General features: G+C 62.8%; 28 protein-coding genes. 13 read left to right on the forward strand and 15 right to left on the reverse strand.

From position 1 onward, the window contains the following. The 3 genes from VNZ93_RS05825 to VNZ93_RS05835 form a co-directional block, all read left to right on the forward strand. A partial coding sequence (locus VNZ93_RS05825) for a class I SAM-dependent methyltransferase (protein ID WP_414709989.1) occupies positions 1–476 on the forward strand: 476 nt, incomplete at its 5' end. Between the two features lie 213 nt (positions 477–689). Further along, positions 690–1,067 (forward strand): rhodanese-like domain-containing protein, encoded by a 378-nt coding sequence (locus VNZ93_RS05830; RefSeq protein ID WP_325701393.1) that lies wholly within the window; start codon positions 690–692, stop codon positions 1,065–1,067. A gap of 36 nt (positions 1,068–1,103) precedes the next feature. Then, positions 1,104–1,334, forward strand: a complete 231-nt coding sequence (locus tag VNZ93_RS05835) for a hypothetical protein (protein WP_325701396.1) — start codon at positions 1,104–1,106, stop codon at positions 1,332–1,334. Between the two features lie 74 nt (positions 1,335–1,408). Here VNZ93_RS05835 and VNZ93_RS05840 read toward each other — a convergent pair whose 3' ends face one another. Next, positions 1,409–2,302, reverse strand: a complete 894-nt coding sequence (locus tag VNZ93_RS05840) for a hypothetical protein (protein ID WP_325701399.1) — start codon at positions 2,300–2,302, stop codon at positions 1,409–1,411. Between the two features lie 852 nt (positions 2,303–3,154). Between VNZ93_RS05840 and VNZ93_RS05845 the strand changes: the two genes are divergently transcribed. The 4 genes from VNZ93_RS05845 to VNZ93_RS05860 all read left to right on the forward strand — a co-directional run bounded on the left by VNZ93_RS05845 (position 3,155) and on the right by VNZ93_RS05860 (position 7,834). Further along, complete coding sequence (locus tag VNZ93_RS05845) at positions 3,155–4,447, forward strand: esterase-like activity of phytase family protein (protein WP_325701401.1); 1,293 nt, start codon at positions 3,155–3,157, stop codon at positions 4,445–4,447. Between the two features lie 128 nt (positions 4,448–4,575). Beyond that, entirely contained in the window at positions 4,576–5,640 is a 1,065-nt protein-coding gene (locus VNZ93_RS05850) for a tartrate dehydrogenase (protein ID WP_325701403.1), read from the forward strand. A 53-nt stretch (positions 5,641–5,693) separates the two neighbouring features. Continuing rightward, the gene (locus VNZ93_RS05855; RefSeq protein WP_325701405.1) at positions 5,694–6,686 is read left to right on the forward strand and encodes a tripartite tricarboxylate transporter substrate-binding protein; all 993 of its coding nucleotides are present in this window, start codon (positions 5,694–5,696) and stop codon (positions 6,684–6,686) included. A 71-nt stretch (positions 6,687–6,757) separates the two neighbouring features. Beyond that, the gene (locus tag VNZ93_RS05860) at positions 6,758–7,834 is read left to right on the forward strand and encodes a tartrate dehydrogenase (protein WP_325701408.1); all 1,077 of its coding nucleotides are present in this window, start codon (positions 6,758–6,760) and stop codon (positions 7,832–7,834) included. A 117-nt stretch (positions 7,835–7,951) separates the two neighbouring features. On the opposite strand, the gene mepA is transcribed toward VNZ93_RS05860, so the two are convergent. After that, positions 7,952–8,872, reverse strand: coding sequence for a penicillin-insensitive murein endopeptidase (mepA, locus tag VNZ93_RS05865; RefSeq protein WP_325701411.1), 921 nt, complete (start codon positions 8,870–8,872; stop codon positions 7,952–7,954). Between the two features lie 97 nt (positions 8,873–8,969). Here mepA and VNZ93_RS05870 point away from each other — a divergent pair, with 97 nt between their 5' ends. From VNZ93_RS05870 to VNZ93_RS05880, 3 genes are all read left to right on the forward strand, one after another. Continuing rightward, positions 8,970–9,458 carry a L,D-transpeptidase gene (locus tag VNZ93_RS05870; protein ID WP_325701414.1) on the forward strand — a complete coding sequence of 163 codons (489 nt, stop codon included), beginning with the start codon at positions 8,970–8,972 and terminating at the stop codon, positions 9,456–9,458. A 123-nt stretch (positions 9,459–9,581) separates the two neighbouring features. After that, positions 9,582–10,571, forward strand: a complete 990-nt coding sequence (locus VNZ93_RS05875) for an AraC family transcriptional regulator (RefSeq protein WP_325701417.1) — start codon at positions 9,582–9,584, stop codon at positions 10,569–10,571. 152 nt (positions 10,572–10,723) lie between these two features. Further along, positions 10,724–11,140 (forward strand): DUF1127 domain-containing protein, encoded by a 417-nt coding sequence (locus VNZ93_RS05880; RefSeq protein WP_325701420.1) that lies wholly within the window; start codon positions 10,724–10,726, stop codon positions 11,138–11,140. 93 nt (positions 11,141–11,233) lie between these two features. On the opposite strand, the gene VNZ93_RS05885 is transcribed toward VNZ93_RS05880, so the two are convergent. Next, positions 11,234–11,470 carry a YegP family protein gene (locus VNZ93_RS05885; protein ID WP_325701423.1) on the reverse strand — a complete coding sequence of 79 codons (237 nt, stop codon included), beginning with the start codon at positions 11,468–11,470 and terminating at the stop codon, positions 11,234–11,236. Positions 11,471–11,604: 134 nt separating this feature from the next. Between VNZ93_RS05885 and VNZ93_RS05890 the strand changes: the two genes are divergently transcribed. Together VNZ93_RS05890 and VNZ93_RS05895 are read left to right on the forward strand one after the other, a co-directional pair. Continuing rightward, the gene (locus tag VNZ93_RS05890) at positions 11,605–12,201 is read left to right on the forward strand and encodes a nucleoside deaminase (RefSeq protein WP_325701426.1); all 597 of its coding nucleotides are present in this window, start codon (positions 11,605–11,607) and stop codon (positions 12,199–12,201) included. A gap of 102 nt (positions 12,202–12,303) precedes the next feature. Next, positions 12,304–13,536 (forward strand): alpha/beta fold hydrolase, encoded by a 1,233-nt coding sequence (locus tag VNZ93_RS05895; RefSeq protein ID WP_325701430.1) that lies wholly within the window; start codon positions 12,304–12,306, stop codon positions 13,534–13,536. A 78-nt stretch (positions 13,537–13,614) separates the two neighbouring features. On the opposite strand, the gene lepA is transcribed toward VNZ93_RS05895, so the two are convergent. Next, the gene (lepA, locus tag VNZ93_RS05900; protein ID WP_325701432.1) at positions 13,615–15,426 is read right to left on the reverse strand and encodes a translation elongation factor 4; all 1,812 of its coding nucleotides are present in this window, start codon (positions 15,424–15,426) and stop codon (positions 13,615–13,617) included. 76 nt (positions 15,427–15,502) lie between these two features. Here lepA and VNZ93_RS05905 point away from each other — a divergent pair, with 76 nt between their 5' ends. Beyond that, a complete protein-coding gene (locus tag VNZ93_RS05905) occupies positions 15,503–15,994 on the forward strand; it encodes a GNAT family N-acetyltransferase (protein WP_325701436.1) in 492 nt (163 codons plus the stop codon). Positions 15,995–16,000: 6 nt separating this feature from the next. On the opposite strand, the gene VNZ93_RS05910 is transcribed toward VNZ93_RS05905, so the two are convergent. The 11 genes from VNZ93_RS05910 to VNZ93_RS05960 form a co-directional block, all read right to left on the reverse strand. Beyond that, positions 16,001–16,468 carry a DUF1801 domain-containing protein gene (locus VNZ93_RS05910; RefSeq protein WP_325701437.1) on the reverse strand — a complete coding sequence of 156 codons (468 nt, stop codon included), beginning with the start codon at positions 16,466–16,468 and terminating at the stop codon, positions 16,001–16,003. Continuing rightward, a complete protein-coding gene (locus VNZ93_RS05915) occupies positions 16,465–16,701 on the reverse strand; it encodes a hypothetical protein (protein WP_325701440.1) in 237 nt (78 codons plus the stop codon). The genes VNZ93_RS05910 and VNZ93_RS05915 overlap by 4 nt, the downstream gene beginning before the upstream one ends. Positions 16,702–16,869: 168 nt before the next feature. Further along, the gene (gene ahcY / locus VNZ93_RS05920) at positions 16,870–18,303 is read right to left on the reverse strand and encodes an adenosylhomocysteinase (protein WP_325701443.1); all 1,434 of its coding nucleotides are present in this window, start codon (positions 18,301–18,303) and stop codon (positions 16,870–16,872) included. Positions 18,304–18,492: 189 nt separating this feature from the next. Next, the gene (locus VNZ93_RS05925; RefSeq protein WP_325701446.1) at positions 18,493–18,930 is read right to left on the reverse strand and encodes a hypothetical protein; all 438 of its coding nucleotides are present in this window, start codon (positions 18,928–18,930) and stop codon (positions 18,493–18,495) included. Further along, the gene (locus tag VNZ93_RS05930) at positions 18,920–19,819 is read right to left on the reverse strand and encodes a ParA family protein (protein ID WP_325701448.1); all 900 of its coding nucleotides are present in this window, start codon (positions 19,817–19,819) and stop codon (positions 18,920–18,922) included. Before VNZ93_RS05930 ends, VNZ93_RS05925 begins: the two co-directional genes overlap by 11 nt. Continuing rightward, on the reverse strand, positions 19,816–20,622 hold the full coding sequence (locus VNZ93_RS05935) for a hypothetical protein (protein ID WP_325701451.1): 807 nt from the start codon (positions 20,620–20,622) through the stop codon (positions 19,816–19,818). Before VNZ93_RS05935 ends, VNZ93_RS05930 begins: the two co-directional genes overlap by 4 nt. A 104-nt stretch (positions 20,623–20,726) precedes the next feature. Continuing rightward, complete coding sequence (locus tag VNZ93_RS05940) at positions 20,727–21,182, reverse strand: hypothetical protein (RefSeq protein ID WP_325701454.1); 456 nt, start codon at positions 21,180–21,182, stop codon at positions 20,727–20,729. Positions 21,183–21,239: 57 nt separating this feature from the next. Continuing rightward, positions 21,240–21,524, reverse strand: a complete 285-nt coding sequence (locus tag VNZ93_RS05945) for an HPr family phosphocarrier protein (protein WP_325701457.1) — start codon at positions 21,522–21,524, stop codon at positions 21,240–21,242. Then, the gene (locus tag VNZ93_RS05950) at positions 21,521–21,922 is read right to left on the reverse strand and encodes a PTS sugar transporter subunit IIA (protein ID WP_325701460.1); all 402 of its coding nucleotides are present in this window, start codon (positions 21,920–21,922) and stop codon (positions 21,521–21,523) included. Before VNZ93_RS05950 ends, VNZ93_RS05945 begins: the two co-directional genes overlap by 4 nt. Before the next feature lie 183 nt (positions 21,923–22,105). Then, positions 22,106–22,552 (reverse strand): HPr kinase/phosphatase C-terminal domain-containing protein, encoded by a 447-nt coding sequence (locus VNZ93_RS05955; RefSeq protein WP_325701463.1) that lies wholly within the window; start codon positions 22,550–22,552, stop codon positions 22,106–22,108. 19 nt (positions 22,553–22,571) lie between these two features. Next, complete coding sequence (locus VNZ93_RS05960; RefSeq protein ID WP_325701482.1) at positions 22,572–24,272, reverse strand: stimulus-sensing domain-containing protein; 1,701 nt, start codon at positions 24,270–24,272, stop codon at positions 22,572–22,574. Positions 24,273–24,472: the final 200 nt, after the last annotated feature.

The raw sequence follows: 24,472 nt of genomic DNA on the forward strand, positions 1-24,472 counted from the left end.
CGGTCGTTTCGACCTTCGGCGTGATGTTCACCCCCGATCAGGATCGGGCGGCATCCGAGATGATCCGCGTCTGCAAGCGCGGCGGCAAGATCGGACTCGCGAACTGGACGCCGGACGGCTTCATCGGCCAGCTGTTCAAGACCATCGGCAAGCATGTCGCGCCTCCCGCGGGCATGCGTTCGCCGGCGCTCTGGGGTACGCGCGGCCGGATCGCGGAAATGTTCGATCCACATGCGACTTCGGTCAAAACCGCCCAGCGTCATTTCGTGTTCCGCTATCGCTCTCCGGAGCATTGGCTCGACGTGTTCCGGACCTATTACGGGCCGCTGCTCAAGGCCTTCGCGGCGCTCGAGCCCGCGAAGCAGAACGATCTCGAACAGGACATCCTGACCCTGATCGGTCAATTCAACCGCGCTGACGATGGCACCATGGTGGTGCCGAGCGAATATCTCGAAGTCGTCATCACGCGGCACTGAAGATCAGACATCTGTGTCGGGACGTGACGGCTGACCAAGGAAAGCGGCCCGTCACGTCCCTGCCTTCCGGCATTTCGGCAATATCAACCGGTAAAGGCGTCATTTGCGTGATCCAGAACTCAGCCTATCTGCATCGACGCTCCGGCAAAGCCGGAATATGGTAACGAACAGATCGCGGCGCCGCCGCCGATCGCAGAAAGGGAGAACTGACTTATGGCGACCAGCGTGAAGGCGATGATCGAGGCCGCAAACGCAAGTGTTCCGCGGGTCACGCCTGCCCAGGCCAGGGACATGATCGGCAATGGCGCCGTCGTGCTTGACGTGCGCGACGCGATGGAAGTGGCGCAGAGCGGCAAGGTTGCCGGCGCCGTCCACATCCCGCGTGGCCTCCTGGAATTCAAGGCCGATCCGGAATCGCCCGCGCACGACAAGAATCTCGACCGAAGCAAGCCCGTCATCCTGTATTGCGCCTCGGGCGGCCGTTCGGCGCTCGCCGGCAAGACGCTGCAGGATCTCGGCTACGAGAAAGTCTACAATCTCGGTGCGTTCAAGGATTGGGCCGAGAGCGGCGGCGATATCGACAAAGTATGATCGCCATCCGCTGACGATGACGAGCGTTCACGCATCATGAGGCAATATCCGCCTTCCAACTACCGCAATCCGAAGCAGGCTGCCGAACACCGCGCCTATCTGATCCGCGTCGTGCTGTGGCTTGCGGCGATTCCGCCGGTCCTCTTTGTGCTCATGGTCTTCGGCTATAGCGACCAGGCGCCGGCCGCACTCCGTGATTTCACGGCGCAGCTCGATGCGGCGCTGGGCCGCCCGGTCTGGTCGATCATCGCACCAGCACCGAAATAGGGATTCGCCGTCTCGTGAAGCAAAAAGGCCCGCATCGCTGCGGGCCTTTTTCGATTTCGGTGAGCAGTCCGAAGTTATTGCTGCGTGGGCTGCTGCGTCTGGCGCGGCTGCGCCGTACGCTGCACCGGAGCGCGGCGTTGCGGCTGCGTAGCCGGTGCCTGCTGGAAGCCCGAGAAGTTTGCTGCAAACGGATTGTTCGGCTTGCCACCCTTGTTGAGATCGGCCATCCGCGTGATGAAGGCCTGCGGCAGATACATATTCGGGTTCGGTGAATCGAGACCGATATGGCGCGCAATGTCCGCCGCGAATGCGTTGCAGTTATAGGTCGTCGCGTGCCACGTCTTCTTCGTCGCCTGCAGGGTTTTGATGTAGGCGAGCGCCTTGCGGTATTCGGCCTCGGTGAGAGTCACGCAGAAGCGCGCAGTGAGATATTGCTCGTCTTCATCACCCCAGGACGGACCGGTTTCGGATTCGACCGGCACCATCATGCCCTGCATGTAGACGTTGGGGTCGTCGCCCTTGGGATGCAATCCCGCGATCTGGTAGCTGGCGTAACGATTGCCCTCGCCAAGACGGCCGTGCACCACAAAGGTGTGGCCGTAGCTGACCGCCGTTCGTGAACGGAATTCCACGAAATAGGGCTTGCCGGGCGCACGCACCGATTTGCAGCCACTGGCGTTCACCGGAATCTTGATCGGCTCGCGATTGGGGCCCTGCCGCTTGACCTGCCGTTGCGCCGGCTTTTGTTGCGGCTTTTCGGCGTTCACATTCACGGCCGGCAACGTGCCGCTCGACGCAGCAGGTGCCTGCGCGGGAGCCGAAGCCTGCGCGGGAGCAGCTGCTGCGGCTGCCGCTTGCGCGCTGACACTCTGTGCGATCGCGCCGCTGCTGAATGAGATGGCCGCGGCAAGTGCGGCTGTACCGAGAAGGGCGCTGGGCCCGGATACGTATCTGCCTCTGGCCTGCATTGACGCTCTCCAAAATCCTCGTCGCGCATCACACGCGCCGGTGGATGCTCAAGTCAAGCGGCCGATACACACGGCCGACCGGCAATGCAATGTTCCTGACCGGGCGTGGCCGACACGCCTCAGATCGCGTTGCGAAAGCGTCACGCCGTGCTGGCCGACAGCGTTGCAGTGAGATCAACGCCCAGACATCGGGCCGCAAACACTGAGCTCAAAACGACGTTCAAAAAAGCAAAAAGGGCCTATGCGGAGCGCCCGCATATGCCCATTATCCTCACACCATGAGGCTCCGCCCAGATCAGGGACCTGGACAGCTAACGGAATAGATTTCGAAAGAGGCCGGTCCAGGGACCGGCCCTTTCTCGACCTAGGCCGATTAGTACTTGGCGACGACCGGCGCTTTGCCGACCGGTGCCTTGCCGTACATGGTGCAGCCAGCAGCGCTCAAAAGAGCAAGCACTGCAGCGGTTGCCATCAGACACTTCTTCATTGGGAGCCCCCAGGTGAATCAACGGAACCACGATAATGAGGTGTGACAACCCTCACTAGTGCATTCTTGCCACAGTTGGTTAACTAAATAATGAAAAATCGGATCTTTCCACCGCAAGGTCGGCACGCGAACTCATAAATCGTCAACACATTACCGCACCTGCGAACGACTCATACCGGCAACGAGTGCGCGACCCCGTCCGGACCACGCCCCGGACGTCCTTCCAGTCAGCCCCCCCGCCTCTCCTCCCGGCAGATGCCGGAATCGCTCTCGGAATCCAACAGACCTTTGCCTCACCCGCCCGGAACATGAGACAAATCAGGCAACCCGGTGTATCCGGACCGCCTCACGAACCGATGGCGCCGATGCGTTCCCGTCTCCTCCTGATTGCCTTCCTCGGGTTGTCCACAGCCGCGATCGCGTCCGAAATTTCGGTTCGCGAACTCCACAGCGACGACACCCTGCTTTCGATGGGCCGGCACCGTTTCGAGAATGGGCGCATCCTCAATCTGAATGTCGGCATCGGCAGCGGCGCATTCCACCATCCCGAAGACCCGCCGAACGTGATCTGGACCGTCGGCGATCGCGGTCCGAATCTCACCTGTAGCGAGTTCCGCTCGGCCGCGCAGGCGGAGCTTCCGGGCTGCCGCGACACCAAGAACGCCCGCGTCTTCCTTACGCCATCGTATTCGCCTTCGATCTATCGCGTGCTGCTCACCGAAGCCGGAACATTCCGGATCACCGATGTCGTGACCCTCAAGGACCGCGATGGCGTCCCGCTGTCCGGCCTGCCCAATCCGCTGACCAGCACCACGAGCGAAACCCCGCTCGACGGGCGGGGCAGGCCGCTCGAGCGGGATGTGAACGGCATCGACGCGGAAGCCGTGATCCGGCTAACGGACGGCACCTTCTGGATTGCTGACGAAAATTCACCCTCGATCCTGCACGTCGCTGCGGATGGACGGATCGTGACCCGCCATGTGCCACAAGGCACGGAGACCGATTACGCAGGCGCGCGCTACGACGTGGTCGGCTCGCTTCCGACGATCCTCGCCAAGCGACAGCTCAATCGCGGCATCGAATCTCTCGCCGTCTCGCGCGACGAGAGGTTCCTTTTCTTCATCATGCAGAGCCCGCTCGCCAATCCGGACACCACAGCGTTCCGGACCTCGCGAAACGTCCGGCTGTTCAAGATCGAGCGCACGTCGATGCAGATCGTCGGCGAATATGTCTACGAACTCGATGAGCCGAAGACCTTCCGACGCGATACCCCGAAAGACCAGGCCGATGTCCGCATCAGCGAGATGGTGACGGTCGGGCCGGACCGGCTTCTCGTTCTGGAGCGGACCGAAGCGACCACGAAGCTTTACGAGATCAATCTCGCCGATGCGACCAACATCCACGGCACGCCCTGGGACGAACCCTCGACCGAGCCAAGCCTTGAGCAGCAAGCTGTCCTGGCCGACGCGAAGATCGTCCCCGTGCCGAAAACGCTGCGGTTCGACACCGCCGACTACCCGAAGATTGCCGGCAAGACGGAAGGCGTCGCGATGCTCGCGGACGATACGCTGGTCCTGATCAATGATGACGATTTCGGAATCGGCGGCGCGCATACCCAGGTCGTGGTGGTGCACGGACTGAGTTTCCAGGCACCCTGATTGAGCCAGATCACGCTCATTGCGTCTTTGCTGCATTCGCCTCCATGACCCGCCGGCACCCCATGATGCCGGGACAGCATTCGCGGGCGCATGTACCTCTGCTGACGTCCAAACCGAAAGGACCTGACATGACAGCCTACAAGATTGCCGCCATCCCGGGCGACGGCATTGGCAACGAAGTGCTGCCCGAGGGCATCCGCGTCCTCGAAGCGGCCGGCAAGCGCTTCGGCCTGTCATTCACCTTCGATCATTTCGACTGGAGCTGCGAGCACTACCAGAAGCACGGCCGCATGATGCCGGAAGGCGGGCTCGACCTGATCCGCAAGCATGATGCGATCTTTCTTGGCGCCGTCGGCTTTCCCGGCGTTCCCGATCACGTTTCACTGTGGGGCCTGCTGATCCCGATCCGCCGCGAATTCAATCAATACGTCAACCTGCGTCCCTGCCGAGTGCTGCAGGGCATGAAAAGCCCGCTTGCCGGGCGAGGCCCCGCGGACATCGACTTCTTGGTCGTGCGCGAGAATGTCGAAGGCGAGTATTCGGAAATCGGCGGCCGCATGTTCCGCGGCACCGAGCACGAAGCCGCGATGCAGGAAGCGATCTTCACGCGTCGCGGCACCGATCGCGTGATGCGCTACGCGTTCGAACTGGCGCGCAAGCGGCCGAAGAAGCACGTTACGTCCGCCACCAAGTCGAACGGCATCGTGTACACCATGCCGTTCTGGGACGAGCGTTTCGCGGCGATGAAGGCGCTGTATCCCGATATCCGCGCTGACCAGTTCCATATCGACATTCTCGCCGCCCATTTCGTGCAGCATCCGGACTGGTTCGATGTCGTGGTCGGCTCCAACCTGTTCGGCGATATCCTGTCTGATCTCGGCCCCGCGGTCGCAGGCTCGATCGGCATTGCGCCGTCGGCCAACATCAATCCCGAGCGTGATTTCCCCTCGATGTTCGAGCCGGTGCACGGCTCGGCGCCGGATATTGCCGGCAAAGGAATCGCCAATCCGATCGGGCAGATCTGGTCGGGCGCGATGATGCTCGAGCATCTCGGCCACAAGGATGCCGCCGATGCCGTGATTGCAGCAATCGAGGTCGCGCTGGCCGATCCAAAAGCGCGGACGCGAGACCTCGGCGGCACCGCAACCACGGTTGAATGTGGTCGCATTATCGCGGAGGCTGTCTCAAAATAGAGCCTGACCCTGAAAAACAAGAAACGGCCGATAAAAACACCACGGAGGAAACGATGAAGCTGATGACACGCCGCACCGGCGTGGCCGTTTTTGCGGCCGCGCTGGCTCTCGCCGCCACGTCCCCGGCCCATGCGGAATATCCGGAACGCGCGATCACCATCCTCGTGCCGTTCGCTGCGGGCGGCACGACGGACGTGGTGGCGCGCATCATGGGCGATTCCATGAGCCGCATTCTCAAGCAGCAGGTGCTGGTCGAAAACGTGACCGGCGCCGGGGGGACCGTCGGCGTCACCCGCGCCAAGAATGCGACACCGGACGGCTACACGCTGCTCATGGGCAATCTCGGCACCCAGGCCGCCAGTGTCGGGCTTTATCCGAAGCTCGCCTATGATCCGCGCACCGACTTCGAGCCGATCCTCAATACCGGCGGCACGCCGATGCTGGTGGTCGCGAAGAAGGACCTGCCGGTCAAAAGCTTCAAGGAGTTCGTGGCATACCTGAAGGCGAACGGCGACAAGATGAACTACGGCACCGGCGGCGTCGGCGCGACGTCGCACCTGACCTGCCTGTTCCTAGATGCGCTGCTCGGCGTGAAGCCGACGCACGTGCCGTTCCGCGGCTCCGGTCCCGCGCTCAATGCGCTGCTCGGCGGACAGGTGGACTATGTCTGCGACCAGACCGTCGGTGTGGTGCCGAGCATCCAGGCGGGCACAGTCAACGGCCTCGTGGTGGCGACCGACAAGCGCATCGCCGTCACGCCGAATGTTCCGACATCGGTCGAGCAGGGTCTGCCGGACTTCCAGGCCATCGGCTGGAACGCGCTGTTTGCGCCGAAGGGTACGCCGAAGGACATCGTCACGAAGCTCAACGCGGTGGCGCGGCAGGCCCTCAACGAAGACGGCACCAGGAAACGGCTCCTGGATCTCGGCATCATCCTCCCGACCGAAGCCGAGCAGACGCCGGAGCATCTGGCTCAGCACGTTGCAAAAGAAATCGACAAATGGGTGCCCGTGATCAAGAAGGCGGGCGTGACCGTGTCGCAGTAATCGCTCTGTCGTTCCGGGACGCGCGCAAAACGCGCGGCCCCGGAATGACGACTGAGGAATGAGGATCGAACATGCGTATCCACAAGATCGCGGCCATCGGCGGCGACGGCATCGGACCGGAAGTGATCAACGCTGGCCTTGAGGTGCTTGCCGCATGCGCGAAACGCGACGGCGGATTTGAGCTCGATGTGACCCATTTCGATTGGGGTTCGGACTATTACAAGAAGCACGGCGTGATGATGCCGGAGGGCGGCGCCGATCAGCTCCGCAAGTTCGACGCGATCTATTTCGGTGCCGTGGGAGCGCCGGACATTCCCGATCATATCACGCTGTGGGGCCTGCGGCTCGCGATCTGCCAGCCGCTCGACCAATACGCCAATGTGCGCCCGACCCGCATCCTGCCGGGCATCACCAGCCCGCTTCGCAACGTCAGCGGGCCTGAACTCGACTGGGTCATTGTGCGCGAGAATTCGGAAGGCGAATATGCCGGCGTCGGCGGACGCGTGCACAAGGGACTGCCGGAAGAGGTCGCGACCGATGTTGCGATGTTCACGCGGCCCGGTGTCACCCGTATCATCCGCTTCGCGTTCGAACTGGCCCGCTCACGCCCGCGCAAGCTGCTCACCGTGGTGACGAAGTCGAACGCACAGCGCCACGGGATGGTGATGTGGGACGATATCGCGGCCGAGGTTGCGCACAATTATCCGGACGTGACCTGGGACAAGATGCTGGTTGACGCGATGACCATGCGGATGACGCTGCGTCCCGAGACGCTCGACACCATCGTCGCCACCAACCTGCACGCTGACATTCTCTCCGATCTCGCCGCGGCGCTCGCGGGCTCGCTTGGCATCGCGCCAACCGCCAACCTCAATCCGGAGCGACACACGCCGTCGATGTTCGAGCCGATCCACGGCTCGGCTTTCGACATCACCGGCAAGGGCATCGCCAATCCGGTCGGATCGTTCTGGACCGCCGTGATGATGCTCGAACATCTCGGCGAGAAGCCTGCGGCAGCGCGGCTGATGAAAGCGGTCGAGCGCGTCACCGCCGACCCTTCGCTGCACACACCCGATCTCGGCGGCAAGGCGACCACGAAGCAGGTGACAGAGGCGGCTGTGCGCGCAATCGAGCGGGAGAACGAGTAAAGGCGGCCTTCATTCAGCCGTTCGCCCCGCGAAGGCGGGGAACCCAGAGTCAGGAAAGCTGGAATCCCGCTTGCGCGGGAATGAACGGCGTTCGCGGCGCTTTTGCCGTGAAGGCCGCTACTGCGCCACCAGCACCTGGCGGCACTCGGCGGGAAGATCGCCCATCGTCATATGCTTGCGCGGACGATCCGCCGGCGGCTCCGGCGGCCGCAGGATCTTCGGCTGAAACCAATAGGCGAGTTCGGCGCCGCAACCGTCGCCTTCGCCCGTCGGGGGCTGCGGCTTGCAGGTCGGCGAGTCCTTCGGACATCCGATGCGAACGTGGAAGTGATAATTGTGCCAGTACCACGGCCGCACCTTGTGCAGCCATGAACGGTCGCCATTGGCGTCGCGGCACAATGCCTTCTTGATCGCGGCATTGACGAGGACGCGTTCGACCAGCGGGTCTTCCGCGGCGGCCTTGATGATCCCGACATGCGCCGGCGTCCAGATCTTGGGATCGACGTCGAGCTTGTCCTCGCGCACGACATTGGTCGATGACATCTCTTCGCGTTCGAGCCGTGTCAGTTCGCGGTTCGGCATCGGCATGAGCCAGATATCCGCATCGAGGCCGATCTGATGGCTGGCATGCCCGGTCAGCATCGGCCCGCCGCGCGCCTGCGCAATATCGCCGACAAGCAAGCCGTTCCAGCCGACCTTCGGCGCCTTGTCCGCGAGACGTTCCAGGAATGCGATCAGATCCGGATGCCCCCAGTTGCGATTGCGTGACAGCCGCATGACCTGCCAGTTCTTGCCATTGACCGGCAGCGCGACGCCGCCCGCGAGACAGCCGCGCGAATAGAACCCGATGGCGCGCGCCTGCAGATTGGCCGGCGTCGGCTTGCGGGCGAACAGATCCTTCGCCGGTGTCTTCGGATCGTCAGGATTGGCGAGGGGAGGCAACGGTTTCGGATCGACCGTGCCCTTGTCCTGCGCCGTTGCCGGCACTGCATGCGACAGCGCCGCGGCAAACACGACAGTGAACAAAAACACCCTCATTGGACCGCACCCTCTTAACGGTATTTTTGCGTGCTGACTTTACACACTGGCGCTGAGTCTGAAAGCCGGTTTGCGCGGTCCCGAGAAGGGGTTTGTCATGCGACTGTTTTCCGCCGTTGCCGCTATCGCTGCCCTTTTGGCGAGTTCCGCAGCTCAGGCCGAGATCGTTGTCCGCGTGGACAAATCGGCACAGCGCATGTCCGTGATCGTGGACGGCGTCCCGAGCCATAATTTCGTGGTCTCGACCGGCCTCGCCGGCGGGCCGCCGAACGGCACATTCAAGCCGCAGCGGCTCGAGCGTACCTGGCATTCCCGCCTCTTCAACATGGCGCCGATGCCCTATTCGATCTTTTTTCATGGCAACTACGCCATCCACGGCACCAACCAGATCAAGCGGCTCGGCCGGCGTGCCTCGAAGGGCTGTGTGCGGCTGCATCCGCGCGATGCCGCCGTGCTGTTCAATCTCGTGCAGAAGCAGGGCATGGCGAAGACGCGCATCATCATCGAGCCGACGAGCGCCCGCGCCGAGGAGCCGGCCGCAAAGCCGGCAGAGACCGCGGCGGCCGCGGCCCCGAAGGTGGAATAACCGGCACCTGCCGGGCGTCGTCTGATCGAAACGACCCTGACGTGTTGACAAGCCGGGCGCTCGCGCGCTCTGATTTCGCTGTTCGTTCGGTGTTTTTGATCATTCGTCCATTTTTATCGGCCCATGAGCAGCGATACGTTATCCGACGTTCTGCGCGCGGTGCGGCTGACCGGCGCCGTGTTCATCGACGTGAATGTGACGGCGCCGTGGGCGACCTTCGCGCCGCAGTCACGGCACCTCATCCCGCTGATCATGCCGGATGCGCAGCATCTCGTTTCGTATCACCTCATCACGGAGGGTGAGTGCTACGCGGTGCAGAAGGGGCACGATCCGGTCAAGCTGCAGGCCGGCGACATGATCGTGTTTCCGCACGGCGATCATCACACGCTGGCGACCGACCCGTCGTTGCGCGCGCCAGCCAGCTTCGACATGGCGGATGTCGATCTCTCGACACAGCGGCCCTGGAAGATCTCCGGCGGCGGCGGCAGCGATAGCCGCGTGAAGCTCGTCTGCGGTTTTCTTGGCTGCGATGTGCGGCCGTTCAATCCGTTGCTGGCGGCGCTGCCAGTTCAGATCCATTGCCGCGGCGACAACACTGACAGCGACGCGCGCCTGAGCCATTTCTACCGCATGGCCGTCGCGGAATCGTACGGCCAGCGCATCGGCGGCGAGAGCATCCTCGCCAAGCTGAGCGAGCTTCTGTTCATCGAACTTGTCCGTATGTATCTGGAATCGCTGCCGACCGAACAGACCGGCTGGCTCGCCGGGCTGCGCGACCGGCATGTCGGACACGCGCTGTCCCTGATGCATGCGCAACCGGCAAGGGACTGGACGCTGGAGACGCTATCCAGCGAAGTCGGGCTCTCGCGCTCGGCGCTGGCGGATCGCTTCACCGATTTCGTCGGGATGCCGCCGATGCAGTATCTTGCGAAATGGCGCATGCAGATCGCGTCAGGCCTGCTGACGCAAGGTCGGTCCAACATCGCCAAGATCGCGGTCGATGTCGGCTATGAGTCCGAGGCCGCCTTCAGCAGGGCCTTCAAGAAAGTGGTCGGCATGCCACCGGCGGCGTGGCGCAAGAGCCGCCAGACAAGCGCCGAAGCGGGCGCCTAGCGCAAGCCGAAGCAGTCACTTCCGATCACGATCGATCATACGATCGTGAGACCGGGCTTGCGCGGCGTTTCGATCAAATGCGGCGGACAGGCGATCATAGCCGGGGCAGCGGTCGGGACGCATATGCGGCGCATGAACCGATGGAGACTGCCATGACCTCCAACACCAATATCGTTTTTGCGCCACGTACATTTGCGCAGGCATGCACCCTGCGGACCCGGATGCTGGCCCGGCAGGTGCACGTCCTCGCGCGCCTGGCGGCTCAAGGCTTCCGCAATCTGAGGGCGAGGATCGCCCGTGCCGCGCAATACCGACGCGAACTCGAGCAATTGATGCATGCGGACCAGCGCATGCTCGCTGACATCGGGCTCACGCGATACGACGTCATTAACGCTGTGGAGGAAAATCGCGGCTGGCTGAACCGCCGTGACGCCCTTCAGGCGGTCGCCACACGCCGCGAGGACGCGATGGCCGTCGCCGCTGCCCGGCGCATCGGACTGCCACGGGTCGACGCGCCGTCGATTGAGCCGACGTTGCCGCACACGATGGAAATGTCGAAGTTCAGCTGAGATGGCCCGGATCAGGCCGAAGGTAGCCCGCATGACGCAGAGCGATATGCGGGCTACGCTTTCGCATCGGTGCGATGCGCAGGCAAACTAACGTCAGGCCTTTTTCTTCTTTTTCTTCGCGACCTTGGCCTTCTTCGCGGCTTTGACAGCCTTCGTGTTGTCCACGATGGTCGCGGCGGGTCCGTTCTTCAGGATCGACTTAATCGCGTTGTTCGCGGCGGCCTTCGACGAATAGCCTTCCGACGAGAACATCTTCTCGCCATTTGGCGCCTTGAAGCGCACGCGGAATTCTTCCTTCTTGTCCTTATAGATCTCGAATGAGTAGGGCATATCGCTCTCTTTAGTGGTGGATAATGCGCCGCACCCTTGTGTTCAGAGTTTGAGCTTGTCAAGCGCATTCGCTTACAAAACTTCAATCCGTGACGATTAGAGTCGCCTTCGACGCTTCACAGGAAGGCCGCTTCATGGATCAGAAAGCACAACGACTGACCTTCGGCTGCGAATGCCATTCCCTTTCGCGTCGTTCGGTCATCGCAGGACTGGCTTGCAGCCTGTCGCTGCCGTTCGCCGCAAAGGCGTTCAGCCCCGCATCAGCATCCGACGACGAGCGTTTCATGCGCGTCGCGCTGGACGAGGCGCGAAATGCGGACTTTCCGTTCGGAGCGATTATCGTTCGGGATGGCGCGGTGATCGCCCGCGGCGGCAATCATGGCCGAACCCACAGGGACCCCACCGCGCACGGCGAGATGGTCGCGATCCGCAACGCCGTCGAGACGCCCGGCGCCGACGCGCTGAAGGGCGCGACGCTGTATACGACCGGCGAGCCATGCGCGATGTGTATTGGCGCGATCATCTGGTGCCATATCGGCCGCGTGGTCTACGCAGCCTCGATCGCGCAACTGGCAACGCTGATGGACCAGATCATGATCACCAGCACCGACATCGCAGCGCGCGAGACCTTTGCTCCCGTCGCCATCACCGGCGGTGTGCTGGCCGACGAGGCCATGGCGCTGTTCCGCGAGCGGATGACGAAGATGCCCGCACCGGCGCAACGGCCATAGCGTTTGACGCATGGCGTGAGGCCGACATTCGCGCCGGCGATTCACCGCCTCTTAGGGTATCTCGCGGTTAGGTCGCTCGGCATCCTCCACGCGAGCCCTTTCATGCGCTTCCGTTGTCGCCTTGCTGCCGCTGTCGCCGCCCTTGCCATGCTCACCGGGCCTGTCGTGGCGCAGACACCCCTGCGGGGGCCGGATGGCGACGGCTTTTACATCGTGCCGCCGCTGCCGGCAAAGCCGCATGGCTCGGTGATCTGGGCGCGCCCGCTGACCGGCACGATGGCGCTGCCGAGCGCCGCACGGAACATTCTCGTCGCCTATCCTTCGGTTGATGGCCTCGGCGGCATCGCACCGGTCTCCGGTACAATCGCGATCCCGCAAGGCGAAGCGCCGAAGGGCGGCTGGCCGGTCATCACCTGGACCCACGGCACGACGGGGCTCAATGCAATCTGCGCACCATCGCGCGACACCGCCGGCGGACCCGAGCACCCCTATATCGAGACCATCCGCACGCTGCTGGATGGCTTCGTGAAACGGGGCTATGCGGTGGTTGCAACCGATTATGCCGGCCTCGGCATTGCGGGCTTTCATCCATTCCTGCAAGGCGTACCGACCGGACGCAACGCGCTCGACATGCTGCGCGCCGCGCGCGAGATCGAACCGGCGATCGGCAAGCGCTACGCCGTGATGGGGCATTCGCAGGGCGGACAGGTGGACCTGTTCACAGCTTCGCTCGGACCGACTTACGTTCCCGACTTCAAGCTGGTCGGCAATGTCGCCTTTGCGCCGGGCTCGCATATCGCGGACCGGCTGAACGCGGTGATGAAATCGGACAAGACCGAGCTGTCGCTGCCTTACGTGCTTTACACGCTGTGGTCCTACGCAAGGTCGGAACGCAGCATCGATCTTCAGCGCATCCTGACGCCGCAGGCGATCCGGCATCTGCCCGACCTTTATGTGCAATGCATGTCGCATGCGCTGTCGCAGGGCTACTGGTCGAAAGCGATAGCGAAGGATCAGTTTGTTGCGAAGCCCGACATTTCCATCTTTCGCGAGTTCGCCCAACTGAACGAGCCCGGCCGCCTGCGCATCACCGCGCCGACCCTGATCATTCAGGGAACCGGCGACGTGACGGTGTTTCCGGAAGCGACGGATGATCTCGCGCGGCAACTCTGCGCGCGCGGCAATGTCGTAGCGTACAAGCCGATCGCCGGCGCCGATCACAATGGTTCGATGAAGGAGGGCGCCGCGATGGCGATGGATTTCATCGATGCGCGGTTCGCCGGGAAGAAGGCGGAGAACCAGTGCAAGGCGCTGCCGAAGGCGGGGAAAAGGTAAGCCAGAGACCTTTAGGTTCGCGCTATTTCCGGCGGGGCTTGGCCGGGGAGAGTGCGGCGAGGCCGCACCCAATGATGGCTACACATCCACCTTGAGCGCGGCGATGAACGCTTCCTGCGGGATGTCGACCTTCCCGTACTGGCGCATCTTCTTCTTGCCTTCTTTCTGCTTCTCCAGAAGCTTGCGCTTGCGGGTGGCGTCGCCGCCATAGCATTTCGCGGTCACGTCCTTGCGCAGCGCGCGCACGGTCTCGCGCGCGATCACCTTGCCGCCGAGCGCGGCCTGGATCGGCACCTGGAACATGTGCGGGGGGATCAGCTCCTTCAGCTTCTCCACCATGGCGCGGCCGCGCCCTTCCGCGCGCGTGCGATGCACCAGCATCGCCAGCGCATCGACAGGCTCGGCGTTCACCAGAATCTGCATCTTCACGAGATCGGACGGACGGTAATCGGTCAGGTGATAGTCGAATGACGCATAGCCCTTCGACACCGACTTGAGGCGATCGTAGAAATCGAACACCACCTCGTTGAGCGGCAGGTCGTATTTCACCATCGCGCGGTTGCCGACATAGGTCAGCTCTTTCTGGTTGCCGCGACGGTCCTGACAGAGCTTGAGCACCGAACCGAGATATTCGTCCGGCGTCATGATCGTCGCCTCGATCCAGGGTTCCTGGATCTCCTCGATCTTCACCACGTCCGGCATGTCGACCGGATTATGAATTTCGATATGGCTGCCGTCGGTCAGCGTCATCTTGTAGATGACGCTCGGTGCGGTCGCGATCAGGTCGAGATTGAATTCGCGCTCCAGCCGCTCCTGGATGATCTCGAGATGCAGGAGCCCGAGGAAACCGCAGCGGAAGCCGAAGCCGAGCGCGGCAGACGTCTCCATCTCGAACGAGAAGCTCGCATCGTTCAGTCTCAGCTTGCCCATCGCTGCGCGCAGATCTTCGAACTGCGCGGCATCGACCGGGAAGAGACCGCAGAACACCACCGGGATCGCGGGCTTGAAGCCGGGCAGCGGTTCGGAAACCGGCTTGCGCGCATCGGTGATGGTGTCGCCGACTCTCGTGTCGGCCACTTCCTTGATCGAGGCGGTGAGAAAGCCGATCTCGCCCGGCCCGAGTTCGGCGACTTCGACCTTCTTGGGCGTGAACACGCCGACCCGATCGACGTCATAGACGGCGCCGGTGCCCATCATTTGGATGCGGTCGCCTTCCTTCAGCGTGCCGTCCACGATGCGCACCAGCACGATGACACCGAGATAGACGTCGTACCAGGAATCGACCAGCAGCGCCTTCAGCGGCGCGTTGCGGTCGCCCTTCGGGGCCGGCAGCTTGTGAACGATGGCTTCCAGCACGTCCGGAATGCCGATACCGGTCTTGGCCGAGATCGGGATTGCGTCCGACGCGTCGATGCCGATCACGTCCTCGATCTGCTGCTTCACCTTCTCCGGCTCGGCCGCGGGCAGATCGACCTTGTTCAGGACCGGCACGATCTCGTGGTTGTTGTCGATCGCCTGGTAGACGTTTGCGAGCGTCTGCGCCTCCACGCCCTGCGAGGCGTCCACCACGAGCAGCGAGCCCTCGCAGGCGGCGAGCGAGCGGTTCACCTCATAGGCGAAGTCGACATGGCCCGGTGTGTCGATCAGATTGAGAATGTAATCCTTGCCGTCCTTGGCACGATAGGTCAGACGCACGGTCTGCGCCTTGATCGTGATGCCGCGCTCGCGCTCGATATCCATCGAGTCGAGCACCTGCTCCTTGCCGGCCATTTCGCGCGCGTCCATCGCGCCGGTCAGCTGGATCAACCGGTCGGCGAGCGTGGACTTGCCGTGGTCGATATGCGCGACGATGGAAAAATTGCGGATGTTGTCGAGTGTTGCCGCTGTCATGGGCGGCGGGATAGCATTGCGGGGAATGGGCTACAAGCAACGATAACAGGCCGGGCCCGGGCCTTCGGGAGGCGTATTGGTGGCGACGATCCGGCCCGCGACGGAAGCCGATCTGCCGGCTATTCTTGCGATCTATAACGACGCCGTCACAAAAACGACGTCGATCTGGAACGAGGCGCCATCCGACCTCGAAAGCCGGCTGGCATGGTTCACGGTCCGGCGCAAAGCGGGCTTCCCGGTACTGGTGGCGGATGAAGGCGGCGTCCAGGGCTATGGCAGCTTCGGCGAGTTCCGGCCGTTTGACGGCTACCGTCACACCGTCGAGCACTCGGTCTATGTGCTGGACGCGGCGCAGGGTAAGGGCTTCGGCCGGATGCTGCTGGCGGCGCTGATCGAGGAGGCTCGCAGGATGGGCAAGCGCGTGATGGTCGGCGCGATCGATGCGTCGAACTACGCCTCCCTGGCGCTGCACGAGACGATGGGCTTTGAAGAAACCGGCCGGATGCCCGGCGTCGGCGAGAAATTCGGCAAGCGGCTGGATCTCGTATTGGTGCAGCTGAACCTGTAAGCGCGGCTACCCGCGCTTCCTGGCCGCCCGCCCGTTCTCATTCAGCGCCGCGGCTGCACGAACGAGCGCCTTGAATTCCTTCTCGTTGATCGTATCACCCTCCGAGAGATCGATCGCGCGCCGCGCATTGCCATCGAGGCTGGAGTTGAACAGACCTGACGGATCGAGCAGCGAAGCGCCTTTGGCGAAGGTCAGCTTTACCTTGTCCTTGTAGGTCTCGCCCGTGCAGATGATGCCGTCGCGCTCCCAGACGGGCACACCCGCCGGGTTCGACGGCTTCTGCCATTTCACGGTCTCGACCACATCGGGGCAAGCGTCCTTGATGATCTTGCGGACACGCGCAAGCGTCTCTCCGCGCCAGTCGCCGAGCGCGGCGATCTTGGCGTCGATGAGACGGGCAGGATCGTCACCTCCCGTTGCGCTTTTCGCGGCGCTCGTCGTTTTCTTCGCGGACACCGATTTCGCTTTCTTCATCGTTCACTCCGCCCACCCGGCATAGCTGCGCGCGTCTTGCGGGCTTGACCGTCCGATGCCTGGCGGTCCACGCACAGGAGTCGCAGCACGTGCTTCGACGCTGCGCCCGAAAACAGCCGCGCTTCGAGGCGGCTGCTCGGACCGCCATGATTGTGGATGACGAGCGGCCCGTTCGGATTGCCGACTTCGTCGCAGGCGAGACTGCGTCCGTCGTGGGTGGTGATCACCTGCATGTCAGCCCCAACCTTTGCCTATCAGGATCGCTTCACATGTTCTCGCCCGGCAGGGCGCTCGCCTGACCGGACTCTTCGCTACACCCCCGCCGGTGGATCAGCCTACCAAATAAAAAATGGCCGGGCATTGCCCGGCCATTTGCGTATTCCCGCTTCTCGCAGAAGCAATCAATACCGGTAGTGATCCGGCTTGTACGGGCCGTCCTGCTTCACGCCGATATAGTCGGCCTGTTCCTTGGACAGCTTAGTCAGCTTCACGCCGATCTTTTCGAGATGCAGGCGCGCGACCTTCTCGTCGAGATGCTTCGGCAGCGTGTAGACCTTCTTCTCGTACTTGCCGTCCTTGTTGTGCGCCCAGAGCTCGATCTGCGCCAGCGTCTGGTTGGTGAAGGACGACGACATCACGAAACTCGGATGCCCCATGGCGTTGCCGAGGTTCACGAGGCGGCCTTCCGAGAGAAGGATGATGCGATGCCCGTCCGGGAACTCGATCTCGTCCACCTGCGGCTTGACGTTGATCCACTTCATGTTCTTCAGCCCGGCCACGTCGATCTCGTTGTCGAAATGGCCGATGTTGCAGACAATCGCGCGGTCCTTCATCTTCCGCATGTGATCGGCGGTGATGATGTCCTTGTTGCCGGTGGCGGTGACGAAGATGTCGGCGCGCGTCACGGCGTCTTCCATCGTCGTGACCTCGTAGCCTTCCATCGCGGCCTGCAGAGCGCAGATCGGATCGATCTCGGAGACCAGCACGCGGCATCCGGCGTTGCGGAGCGATGCAGCCGAACCCTTGCCCACGTCGCCGAAGCCCGCGACCATCGCGACCTTGCCGGCCATCATCACGTCGGTGCCGCGGCGGATGCCGTCCACCAGCGATTCCTTACAGCCATAGAGATTGTCGAACTTCGACTTGGTCACCGAGTCGTTGACGTTGATCGCAGGCCACAGCAGCGTGCCGGCCTTCTGCATCTCGTACAGACGATGCACGCCGGTCGTGGTCTCTTCGGACACGCCCTTGATGCTGTCCGCGATCGCCTGAAAATAGCCCTTCGGCTTTTCCTTCAGCTGCTTCTTGAGCAGCGCGAAGAACACTTCCTCTTCTTCCGAACCCGGCTTGTCGAGGAACGCGGTGTCGCCCTTCTCGGCGCGGAGGCCGAGATGCACGTACATGGTGGCGTCGCCGCCGTCATCGAGGATCATGTTGGGATAGCCGCCGCCGTGCCAGTCGAACAGCTTGGCGGTATAATCCCAATAGTCCTTCAGGGTCTCACCCTTCACCGCGAACACCGGAATGCCGGCGGCGGCGATCGCCGCGGCAGCGTGATCCTGCGTTGAATAGATGTTGCACGAAACCCAACGCACGTCGGCGCCGAGCGCGGCCAGGGTTTCGATCAGCACCGCGGTCTGGATCGTCATGTGCAGGGAGCCCGCGATGCGCGCACCCTTCAGCGGCTGCGACGCGCCGTATTCGGCGCGGGTCGCCATCAGGCCCGGCATCTCGGTTTCGGCGAGGGAGATTTCCTTGCGGCCGAAATCGGCGAGCCCGATATCGGCGACGATGTAGTCCGAAAAGCCCGGCTTCTTGGCGGTTGCTGCAGTCATGACGCTCCCTTGACGCTGTCTGTCGTTGGATGTGCGGAAAAGTGGATGCCGCCCGCTGGGCGCAGGCCGCCTGTTCGGGCGCCGCTATAGCAGGCTCCAGACAAGGGCGCAATGCGGATATAAAGATTTCTTTATGTCTAATCTTTGGTCAACCGGTGCCCCTGGCCGATGACCCTTGGCGGGGCGGCGCTAACGCTTCCGCACGGCGCCAGCCGATGCAAACCATTCGGCGGTCTGAGGCTCCGGTTTCGCTTTGCGCGGCGCCGACTTTTTCGCCGGCTTTTGCGGTTTCGGGGCCGGCTCGGCGTCTCCCTTGACCAGTTGCAGGAGATGCTGCCGCCGCCAGGCGGGGTCGGAGCCCTTCAACTCCGGATGATACTTGTCGAGACGCGCGACGATCGCCTTCACCTCCGCGTCCTTCATCCCATCAATCAGGTGACGGAACAGATCCTTGCCCAGCGCCTTTCGCGCAGTCCGCAGACCGGGAATGCCGAGCGTCCTGGTCTTCAGGTATTTCACCAGGGCCGCACGCGCGGATTTCGCGGCCTCCGCGCGCAGCGACGCGAATGTGTCGGGACTCTCCGCAACCGCGCGCCAGGCTTCGAAGCCGTCAAATTCAAGAGCCATGAAGGGCCTCCCTCACCTCTTTGACGAGATCTGCGAGCATGATGTCGGATCCGTCGCGCCACTTCTGGGAAAAGGTCGGATGCACATCGATCTTGCCGAGGGCTTCAGCAATGGCGGCGCGCTCGAGTATCTCAGTCGTGAACACGGAGAATTTCGTGCCGTCTTTCGCAGCTTCGGCTCGAAGCCGCTCGCTGGTCCGGTCATGTTCGCGGATCGGCCTCCGCCGCGTGATCAGAACATGCGGCTGCCGCTTGGGCTTCTTCAGATTGCTCTGGTCGGCGATCGGCCCGCTCCAGAGATTGCTGCAGAAGGAATTGAGGCCATAGGTTGACAGGAAATCCGGGATCGTCGGCACGATCACGAGATTTGACAGCCGGATGCTCACCTCGGTCATCACCGAGATGCCGGGCGCGCAATCGAACAGAATGTAGTCGTAGGACTTTCGCGTCCGCTTCAGCTGTTCCTTGATGATGGTGTAAAGCGCCTCGACGACGCGATCGAGCGACATCCCCGTTTTGGTGAGCGTGAAGATCAGATCCCGCTCGACGAGTCTCAGCTCCGAACTTGACGCCAGCAAAGACAACGGCAGTTGCCTGCCGAGATGCGACACGCTGCTGATGTGCGTGCGGATGCGCGATCCGATGGTCGCATCCTTCTGCCGCTTCATGAAATGGTCTTCGATGAAGCCATCAATGGTATGGCCACCTTCGATGATCATTCGCAGGAATTGGTCGCCGGCGAGGCAGATCGAGGCATTGGCCTGCGGATCGAGATCGATCACCAGCGTTTCCGCGCCGCTCGCGGCAAGGCCTTCCGCAAGACCGATCACGGTCGCCGTCTTGCCAACGCCGCCCTTCATGTTGGCGACTGCGATGACCTTGCCCTTCATGCCGGGGCACCGTCGAGCAGCAAGCGAATCTGCCTGCGCTGCGCCTCCTGCAGCCGCTCGTCGAGAAACAGGTCGATCTCGGAGGCGGGCGTCGATTTGCGCGCGGGCTCGATCAGGATGTCCCAGGTATCGAATTGCTTCGGATCGCGCGCGCGGATGAAGCCGATGTCGTGCTGGCTGCATTGCTTCTCGATGCCGGCCAGCTTCTTCTCATATTTCGATCCTGCCGGAAGGTGCCAGACGAGATAGCCGAAATTGGTGAAGCGCGTCTGCGCCAGTGCCTCGAAGACGGCGAGGTCGGAAGCGCCGCCGCTTTCGGTTTTCAGTTCGAAGCTGTGCACATCGAATTCGATTCCGGGAAGGAATTTGAACTGCTTGACGCTGATCAGCGTGAAGTCCGGCCGCGCCCATTGCACGCCGGTCGGCCCCAGACTCGACGTATCGTAAGTGAGGCATTTCGCGCCGCGAAGGATGTCGAGGTTCCGCCGGATCGGACCTTCGAGATATTCCTTCAGGCAGGGCATCAGCCGCGCTTCTGTCCAGGCACCGGCTTCGCCATCCCGCCCTGCAGGCTTCCTTGCGCCACGCTGCAACAGGAAAACCTGGCCGCCCTGTCCCTGCTTCAGGCCGATCTGACCGCGACCGGACAGCCTTTCGCGGGCCTCGCGGTAGCGGGCTTCGTCGATGTCGGCCGACAATGCGCGCGCCAGCATGACCCGCATCACGCGGTTCAGAACCGGCGTCCCGTCGTCCGGCAGCAGCACCAGCAATTGCTTTGCGATGTCTTCAATCGATACCGGCACGCCCCGATGCCGTCGCAAAAAGCGCGGCCCTCCCGCCGGGACTATGGCGTGAGCGAGGCGGGATTTCTACTGTTGATTGCAGACGGCGGGACCACCCGCGCCGGCTATTTCTGCGAGGTCGGGGATTTGCCGAGCACCGACGTCTTGTCCAGGAGCGACAGCTTTTCGAGCATCGACGCCCTATCGGGAACCGGTGACTTGGCCGGCGTCGAAGGTTTGTCCTGAACCGGCGTCTGAACCGGCGCCGTGGCCGCCGACGCACCCGAAGGCTTCAACAATCCGGCCTGCTGCAGCGCATTTGCCGTCTGCTGCATCTTGTTGATCAACTCGATTGCAGCGCTGACAGGCAGCACCAGACGGCACGCCGGGTAGCGACGACCGGTCAGGGGCTGGTCCTGCTTCATTTCGTCCATGCGCGTGATGCCGAACTCGATGCGCATGGTCTGGCCGTCGAAAAATACGCTATTGATCGAATCGGCAAAGGTCTCGCGGCATTCCGGCTGATCGACGTGACGAATCGTGGCGGCCTGTTTGGCATTCGGCTTTGCTGAGTTGTCCATGATGTCGCTCCCTCAGGCAAAATCGATCGATACAGCGATCTGGTTCGGGCGCCGGCCTCAATCGTCTTCGTCGAAACGTCCGCCAATCAGGCTTTCGATCGCATCCATGACGGCGGCGGCATCCTTTCCGGTCGCTTCGACGGTAATGGTCGAACCGGGACCCGCGCCGAGCATCATCAATCCCATGATCGAATTGCCGCCGACCGTCTCACCGCCGCGCGTCACCTTCACGTCGGCATCGAAACGCTCGACGGTCTGCACGAACTTCGCGGATGCGCGCGCGTGCAATCCCTTCTTGTTGCAGATTTCCAGCAGCCGGACGATCGCGCCGTCGGCAGTCATTTTCCGGCCAGCACCCGGCTCGCGATGGTGACGTATTTGCGGCCCGCATCCTGGGCGGCCGTCACCGCCTCGGGCAAGGGCTGATCGCCACGCACCTTCGCCAGTTTGACCAGCATCGGCAGATTGATGCCGGCCACGACTTCGACCTTGGGCCGGCTCATGCACGAAATGGCGAGATTTGAAGGGGTGCCGCCGAACATGTCCGTGAGGATAGCAACGCCGTCGCCGGTGTCGACACGTTTTACCGCCTCGATGATGTCCTTGCGGCGCTGCTCGACGTCGTCATCAGGCCCAATCGTAATGGCTTCGATCTGCTTCTGCGGACCGACCACATGCTCCAGCGCCGAGCGGAATTCCACGGCAAGGCGGCCGTGGGTGACGAGAACAAGGCCGATCATCAAGGACTCCGGCGGGCGCTAATTGCTTTGCGTGCGCCGCACGAAAGGGCGCTCATCTTGACCATCCGAAAACCCATTGCAAGGCCCGCCAAGGCATTTTCAGGGTCATGTTGCATCGCGGTAAATAGGATAGCCACTGGATTTTTTCGAGGGCGGCGATCCGGCGGTGCGGGGATCAGGCCGTCAGAGCCCGGAAGTTTCATTTCCACGCTTGAGATACGCGAATACCCGCGCCAATGCATCGGGGCCCGGTGCGACCGGAAGCCGCGCAAGCCGGACCCCCTCGATCACGGTCGTAAGATCCCCGGGCTCGGGCAGCCGTGCCGGATTCTCCGCCTGAAGATCGATGACGACATGAGCGAGGGCCATGGACTCGAACGGAAAGCGGACGATGCCGGTCCCGCGAATCTCGATCAGGCCCTGCAGCGCCGCCGACGGCCGCATGAGCAGCCGCCCATGCACGGCCTCGAGATGGATGCGGTCGTCGCCGACCAGGCACGCAAAACCATCGTTGGCGGATTGGAGAAGCTGCAACGCCAGCGCGGACTTGCCTGACCCCGATGGACCGCGGATCAGGATGCCGCGGTGCCCGAACAGAACGGCTGAGGCATGAATGGTCGGCGCCGTCATTGCTGGAGATGGCTGAGGATCACGCCGCCGGCAATTGCACGATAAATCGCGCACCGAGGATCAGCGGCTCGGCGCCGTCATGGGTCGGAACGCCGCGGCGATTCTCGGCCCAGATCTTTCCGCCATGCGCCTCGATGATCTGCCTGGAGATCGAGAGCCCAAGCCCCGAATTGTTGCCGAAGCCCTGGTGCGGCCGGTCGGTATAGAAACGTTCGAAGATCTTCTGCATCGCATCGGGCCGGATGCCGGGACCATCGTCGTCGACGACAATCTCGACCTTGTCGCGTGTCCGCCGCGCCGTGACACGAACGCTCCCGCCCGGCGTCGAGAACGAACGCGCGTTCGCGATCAGATTGTCGATTACCTGTCCGATCCGGGAATCGTGACCGGGCACCACGAAGGCCTGCGGACCGCCGCCCTCGAATGACAGTGCGACGTGCACGCCATCGTCCTGACGAACCTCGTTGGCAACCGTGACCACCGTCGTCAGCAGCGTGTGAAGATCGACCGGCGCGGATTCCTGCCGCTGCAATTCGGCGTCAAGGCGGCTCGCGTCGGAAATGTCGGAGATCAGCCGATCGAGCCGGCTGACGTCGTGCTGGATCACCGCGAACAGCCGCTCCTTGCTTTCCTGCGTCCGGGCGAGCGGAATGGTTTCCACCGCCGAACGCAACGATGTCAGCGGATTTTTCAATTCGTGCGCGACGTCAGCAGCGAAGCTCTCGATCGCCTCGATGCGGCTGTACAGCACGTTGGTCATTTCGCGCAACGCGCCGGACAGATCGCCGATCTCGTCACGCCGGTTGGTGAAGTCCGGGATCTCGACACGCGTACGCACGCGGCGGCGTACACGCTCCGCGGCATCGGCAAGACGCCGCACCGGCCCTGCGATGGTTCGGGCAAGGAACATCGACAGCAGCGTCATCACCACCGCCGCGACCAGGAAAACTTTCAGGATCGCGAGACGCTCGGCCGAGACGCTGTCCTCGATATCGGCGCCCTGCGTCGACAGCAGCAACACGCCGCGCACAGCACGAAATCGCTGGACCGGCGTCGCCACCGACACGATCACCTCGCCGCGCATGTTCATGCGAACGATCGAACTCGTGGATCCGGTCAGCGCGGCGACGACTTCCGGATAGCCCTTGCCGTTCTGCGATCCAAGTTCATGATAGATCGGCAGATCGCCGCGCGTCAGACGCTTCTGAAGCGATATCCATTGCCGCTCGAAGAAGCCCGGCCGCTCGTCTTCAGGCGTCGGCAGATCGAATCGCAGCACATCGCCGCGGCCATAGAGATTGCGGCTGTCGAGCAGCAGCACGCCCTCGCGGTCATAGATGCGCGCGCGCGTGTTGGTCGGCGAAATGAGTCGCCGCAGCACGGGGGCGACCTGCTCCGGATTGATCGGAAATTCGAGCGTCGATTCGTCCGGCCCCAGCGTCTCGCCGAGTTGCAATTCGAGCAGGCGATCGGGGTCGATCGTGATCGCATCCGTCTCGACGGCGGCAGATGCCGCGATTGCGCCGGCGATGATTTCCGCCTGCACCTGGAGGCTGCGAATGCGCGCTTCGATAAAGAATTGTCGCGACTGCGACAGATACAGAATGCCAATGAACAATACGACAAGGCTGGCAACGTTGAGGAAGACAATCCGCCGCGTCAGGCTCGATGAGCCCTGATTGACGAAATACTCCCAGTATTCGCTGAGCCGGCGGATCATTCCGCGGCCGGCCGGACGTGCGTCGGCTTCGCCGGCCGCGCGGTCGTCGGCCGGACTTTCCGGTGTCAGCTGCTTGGTTCGATCGAGCACGTTACCTGCGCCCTCTCCCGGCAGGCCTCATGCCCGCGGGTCAGCCCCAGTCTTCAGCCCCAATCTAGTGCAACGCGGCCGGAATGTCAGACCGGCAACGGTCCGCACCA

The organism is Pseudorhodoplanes sp. (assembly GCF_035565795.1).
Lineage (GTDB): Bacteria > Pseudomonadota > Alphaproteobacteria > Rhizobiales > Xanthobacteraceae > Pseudorhodoplanes.

What these genes read in the sequence shown, in the direction of transcription:
- VNZ93_RS05960 (WP_325701482.1), bottom strand. Translation starts at nt 24,272, where the DNA reads ATGATCCGCCGGCTCAGCGAATACTGGGAGTATTTCGTCAATCAGGGC.
- VNZ93_RS05875 (WP_325701417.1), top strand. Translation starts at nt 9,582, where the DNA reads ATGAGCAGCGATACGTTATCCGACGTTCTGCGCGCGGTGCGGCTGACC.
- VNZ93_RS05945 (WP_325701457.1), bottom strand. Translation starts at nt 21,524, where the DNA reads ATGACTGCCGACGGCGCGATCGTCCGGCTGCTGGAAATCTGCAACAAG.
- VNZ93_RS05890 (WP_325701426.1), top strand. Translation starts at nt 11,605, where the DNA reads ATGGATCAGAAAGCACAACGACTGACCTTCGGCTGCGAATGCCATTCC.
- VNZ93_RS05955 (WP_325701463.1), bottom strand. Translation starts at nt 22,552, where the DNA reads ATGACGGCGCCGACCATTCATGCCTCAGCCGTTCTGTTCGGGCACCGC.
- VNZ93_RS05870 (WP_325701414.1), top strand. Translation starts at nt 8,970, where the DNA reads ATGCGACTGTTTTCCGCCGTTGCCGCTATCGCTGCCCTTTTGGCGAGT.
- VNZ93_RS05880 (WP_325701420.1), top strand. Translation starts at nt 10,724, where the DNA reads ATGACCTCCAACACCAATATCGTTTTTGCGCCACGTACATTTGCGCAG.
- VNZ93_RS05850 (WP_325701403.1), top strand. Translation starts at nt 4,576, where the DNA reads ATGACAGCCTACAAGATTGCCGCCATCCCGGGCGACGGCATTGGCAAC.
- ahcY (WP_325701443.1), bottom strand. Translation starts at nt 18,303, where the DNA reads ATGACTGCAGCAACCGCCAAGAAGCCGGGCTTTTCGGACTACATCGTC.
- VNZ93_RS05915 (WP_325701440.1), bottom strand. Translation starts at nt 16,701, where the DNA reads ATGCAGGTGATCACCACCCACGACGGACGCAGTCTCGCCTGCGACGAA.
- VNZ93_RS05845 (WP_325701401.1), top strand. Translation starts at nt 3,155, where the DNA reads ATGCGTTCCCGTCTCCTCCTGATTGCCTTCCTCGGGTTGTCCACAGCC.
- VNZ93_RS05950 (WP_325701460.1), bottom strand. Translation starts at nt 21,922, where the DNA reads ATGATCGGCCTTGTTCTCGTCACCCACGGCCGCCTTGCCGTGGAATTC.
- lepA (WP_325701432.1), bottom strand. Translation starts at nt 15,426, where the DNA reads ATGACAGCGGCAACACTCGACAACATCCGCAATTTTTCCATCGTCGCG.
- mepA (WP_325701411.1), bottom strand. Translation starts at nt 8,872, where the DNA reads ATGAGGGTGTTTTTGTTCACTGTCGTGTTTGCCGCGGCGCTGTCGCAT.
- VNZ93_RS05855 (WP_325701405.1), top strand. Translation starts at nt 5,694, where the DNA reads ATGAAGCTGATGACACGCCGCACCGGCGTGGCCGTTTTTGCGGCCGCG.
- VNZ93_RS05835 (WP_325701396.1), top strand. Translation starts at nt 1,104, where the DNA reads ATGAGGCAATATCCGCCTTCCAACTACCGCAATCCGAAGCAGGCTGCC.
- VNZ93_RS05830 (WP_325701393.1), top strand. Translation starts at nt 690, where the DNA reads ATGGCGACCAGCGTGAAGGCGATGATCGAGGCCGCAAACGCAAGTGTT.
- VNZ93_RS05925 (WP_325701446.1), bottom strand. Translation starts at nt 18,930, where the DNA reads ATGGCTCTTGAATTTGACGGCTTCGAAGCCTGGCGCGCGGTTGCGGAG.
- VNZ93_RS05885 (WP_325701423.1), bottom strand. Translation starts at nt 11,470, where the DNA reads ATGCCCTACTCATTCGAGATCTATAAGGACAAGAAGGAAGAATTCCGC.
- VNZ93_RS05840 (WP_325701399.1), bottom strand. Translation starts at nt 2,302, where the DNA reads ATGCAGGCCAGAGGCAGATACGTATCCGGGCCCAGCGCCCTTCTCGGT.
- VNZ93_RS05895 (WP_325701430.1), top strand. Translation starts at nt 12,304, where the DNA reads ATGCGCTTCCGTTGTCGCCTTGCTGCCGCTGTCGCCGCCCTTGCCATG.
- VNZ93_RS05910 (WP_325701437.1), bottom strand. Translation starts at nt 16,468, where the DNA reads ATGAAGAAAGCGAAATCGGTGTCCGCGAAGAAAACGACGAGCGCCGCG.
- VNZ93_RS05940 (WP_325701454.1), bottom strand. Translation starts at nt 21,182, where the DNA reads ATGGACAACTCAGCAAAGCCGAATGCCAAACAGGCCGCCACGATTCGT.
- VNZ93_RS05860 (WP_325701408.1), top strand. Translation starts at nt 6,758, where the DNA reads ATGCGTATCCACAAGATCGCGGCCATCGGCGGCGACGGCATCGGACCG.
- VNZ93_RS05930 (WP_325701448.1), bottom strand. Translation starts at nt 19,819, where the DNA reads ATGAAGGGCAAGGTCATCGCAGTCGCCAACATGAAGGGCGGCGTTGGC.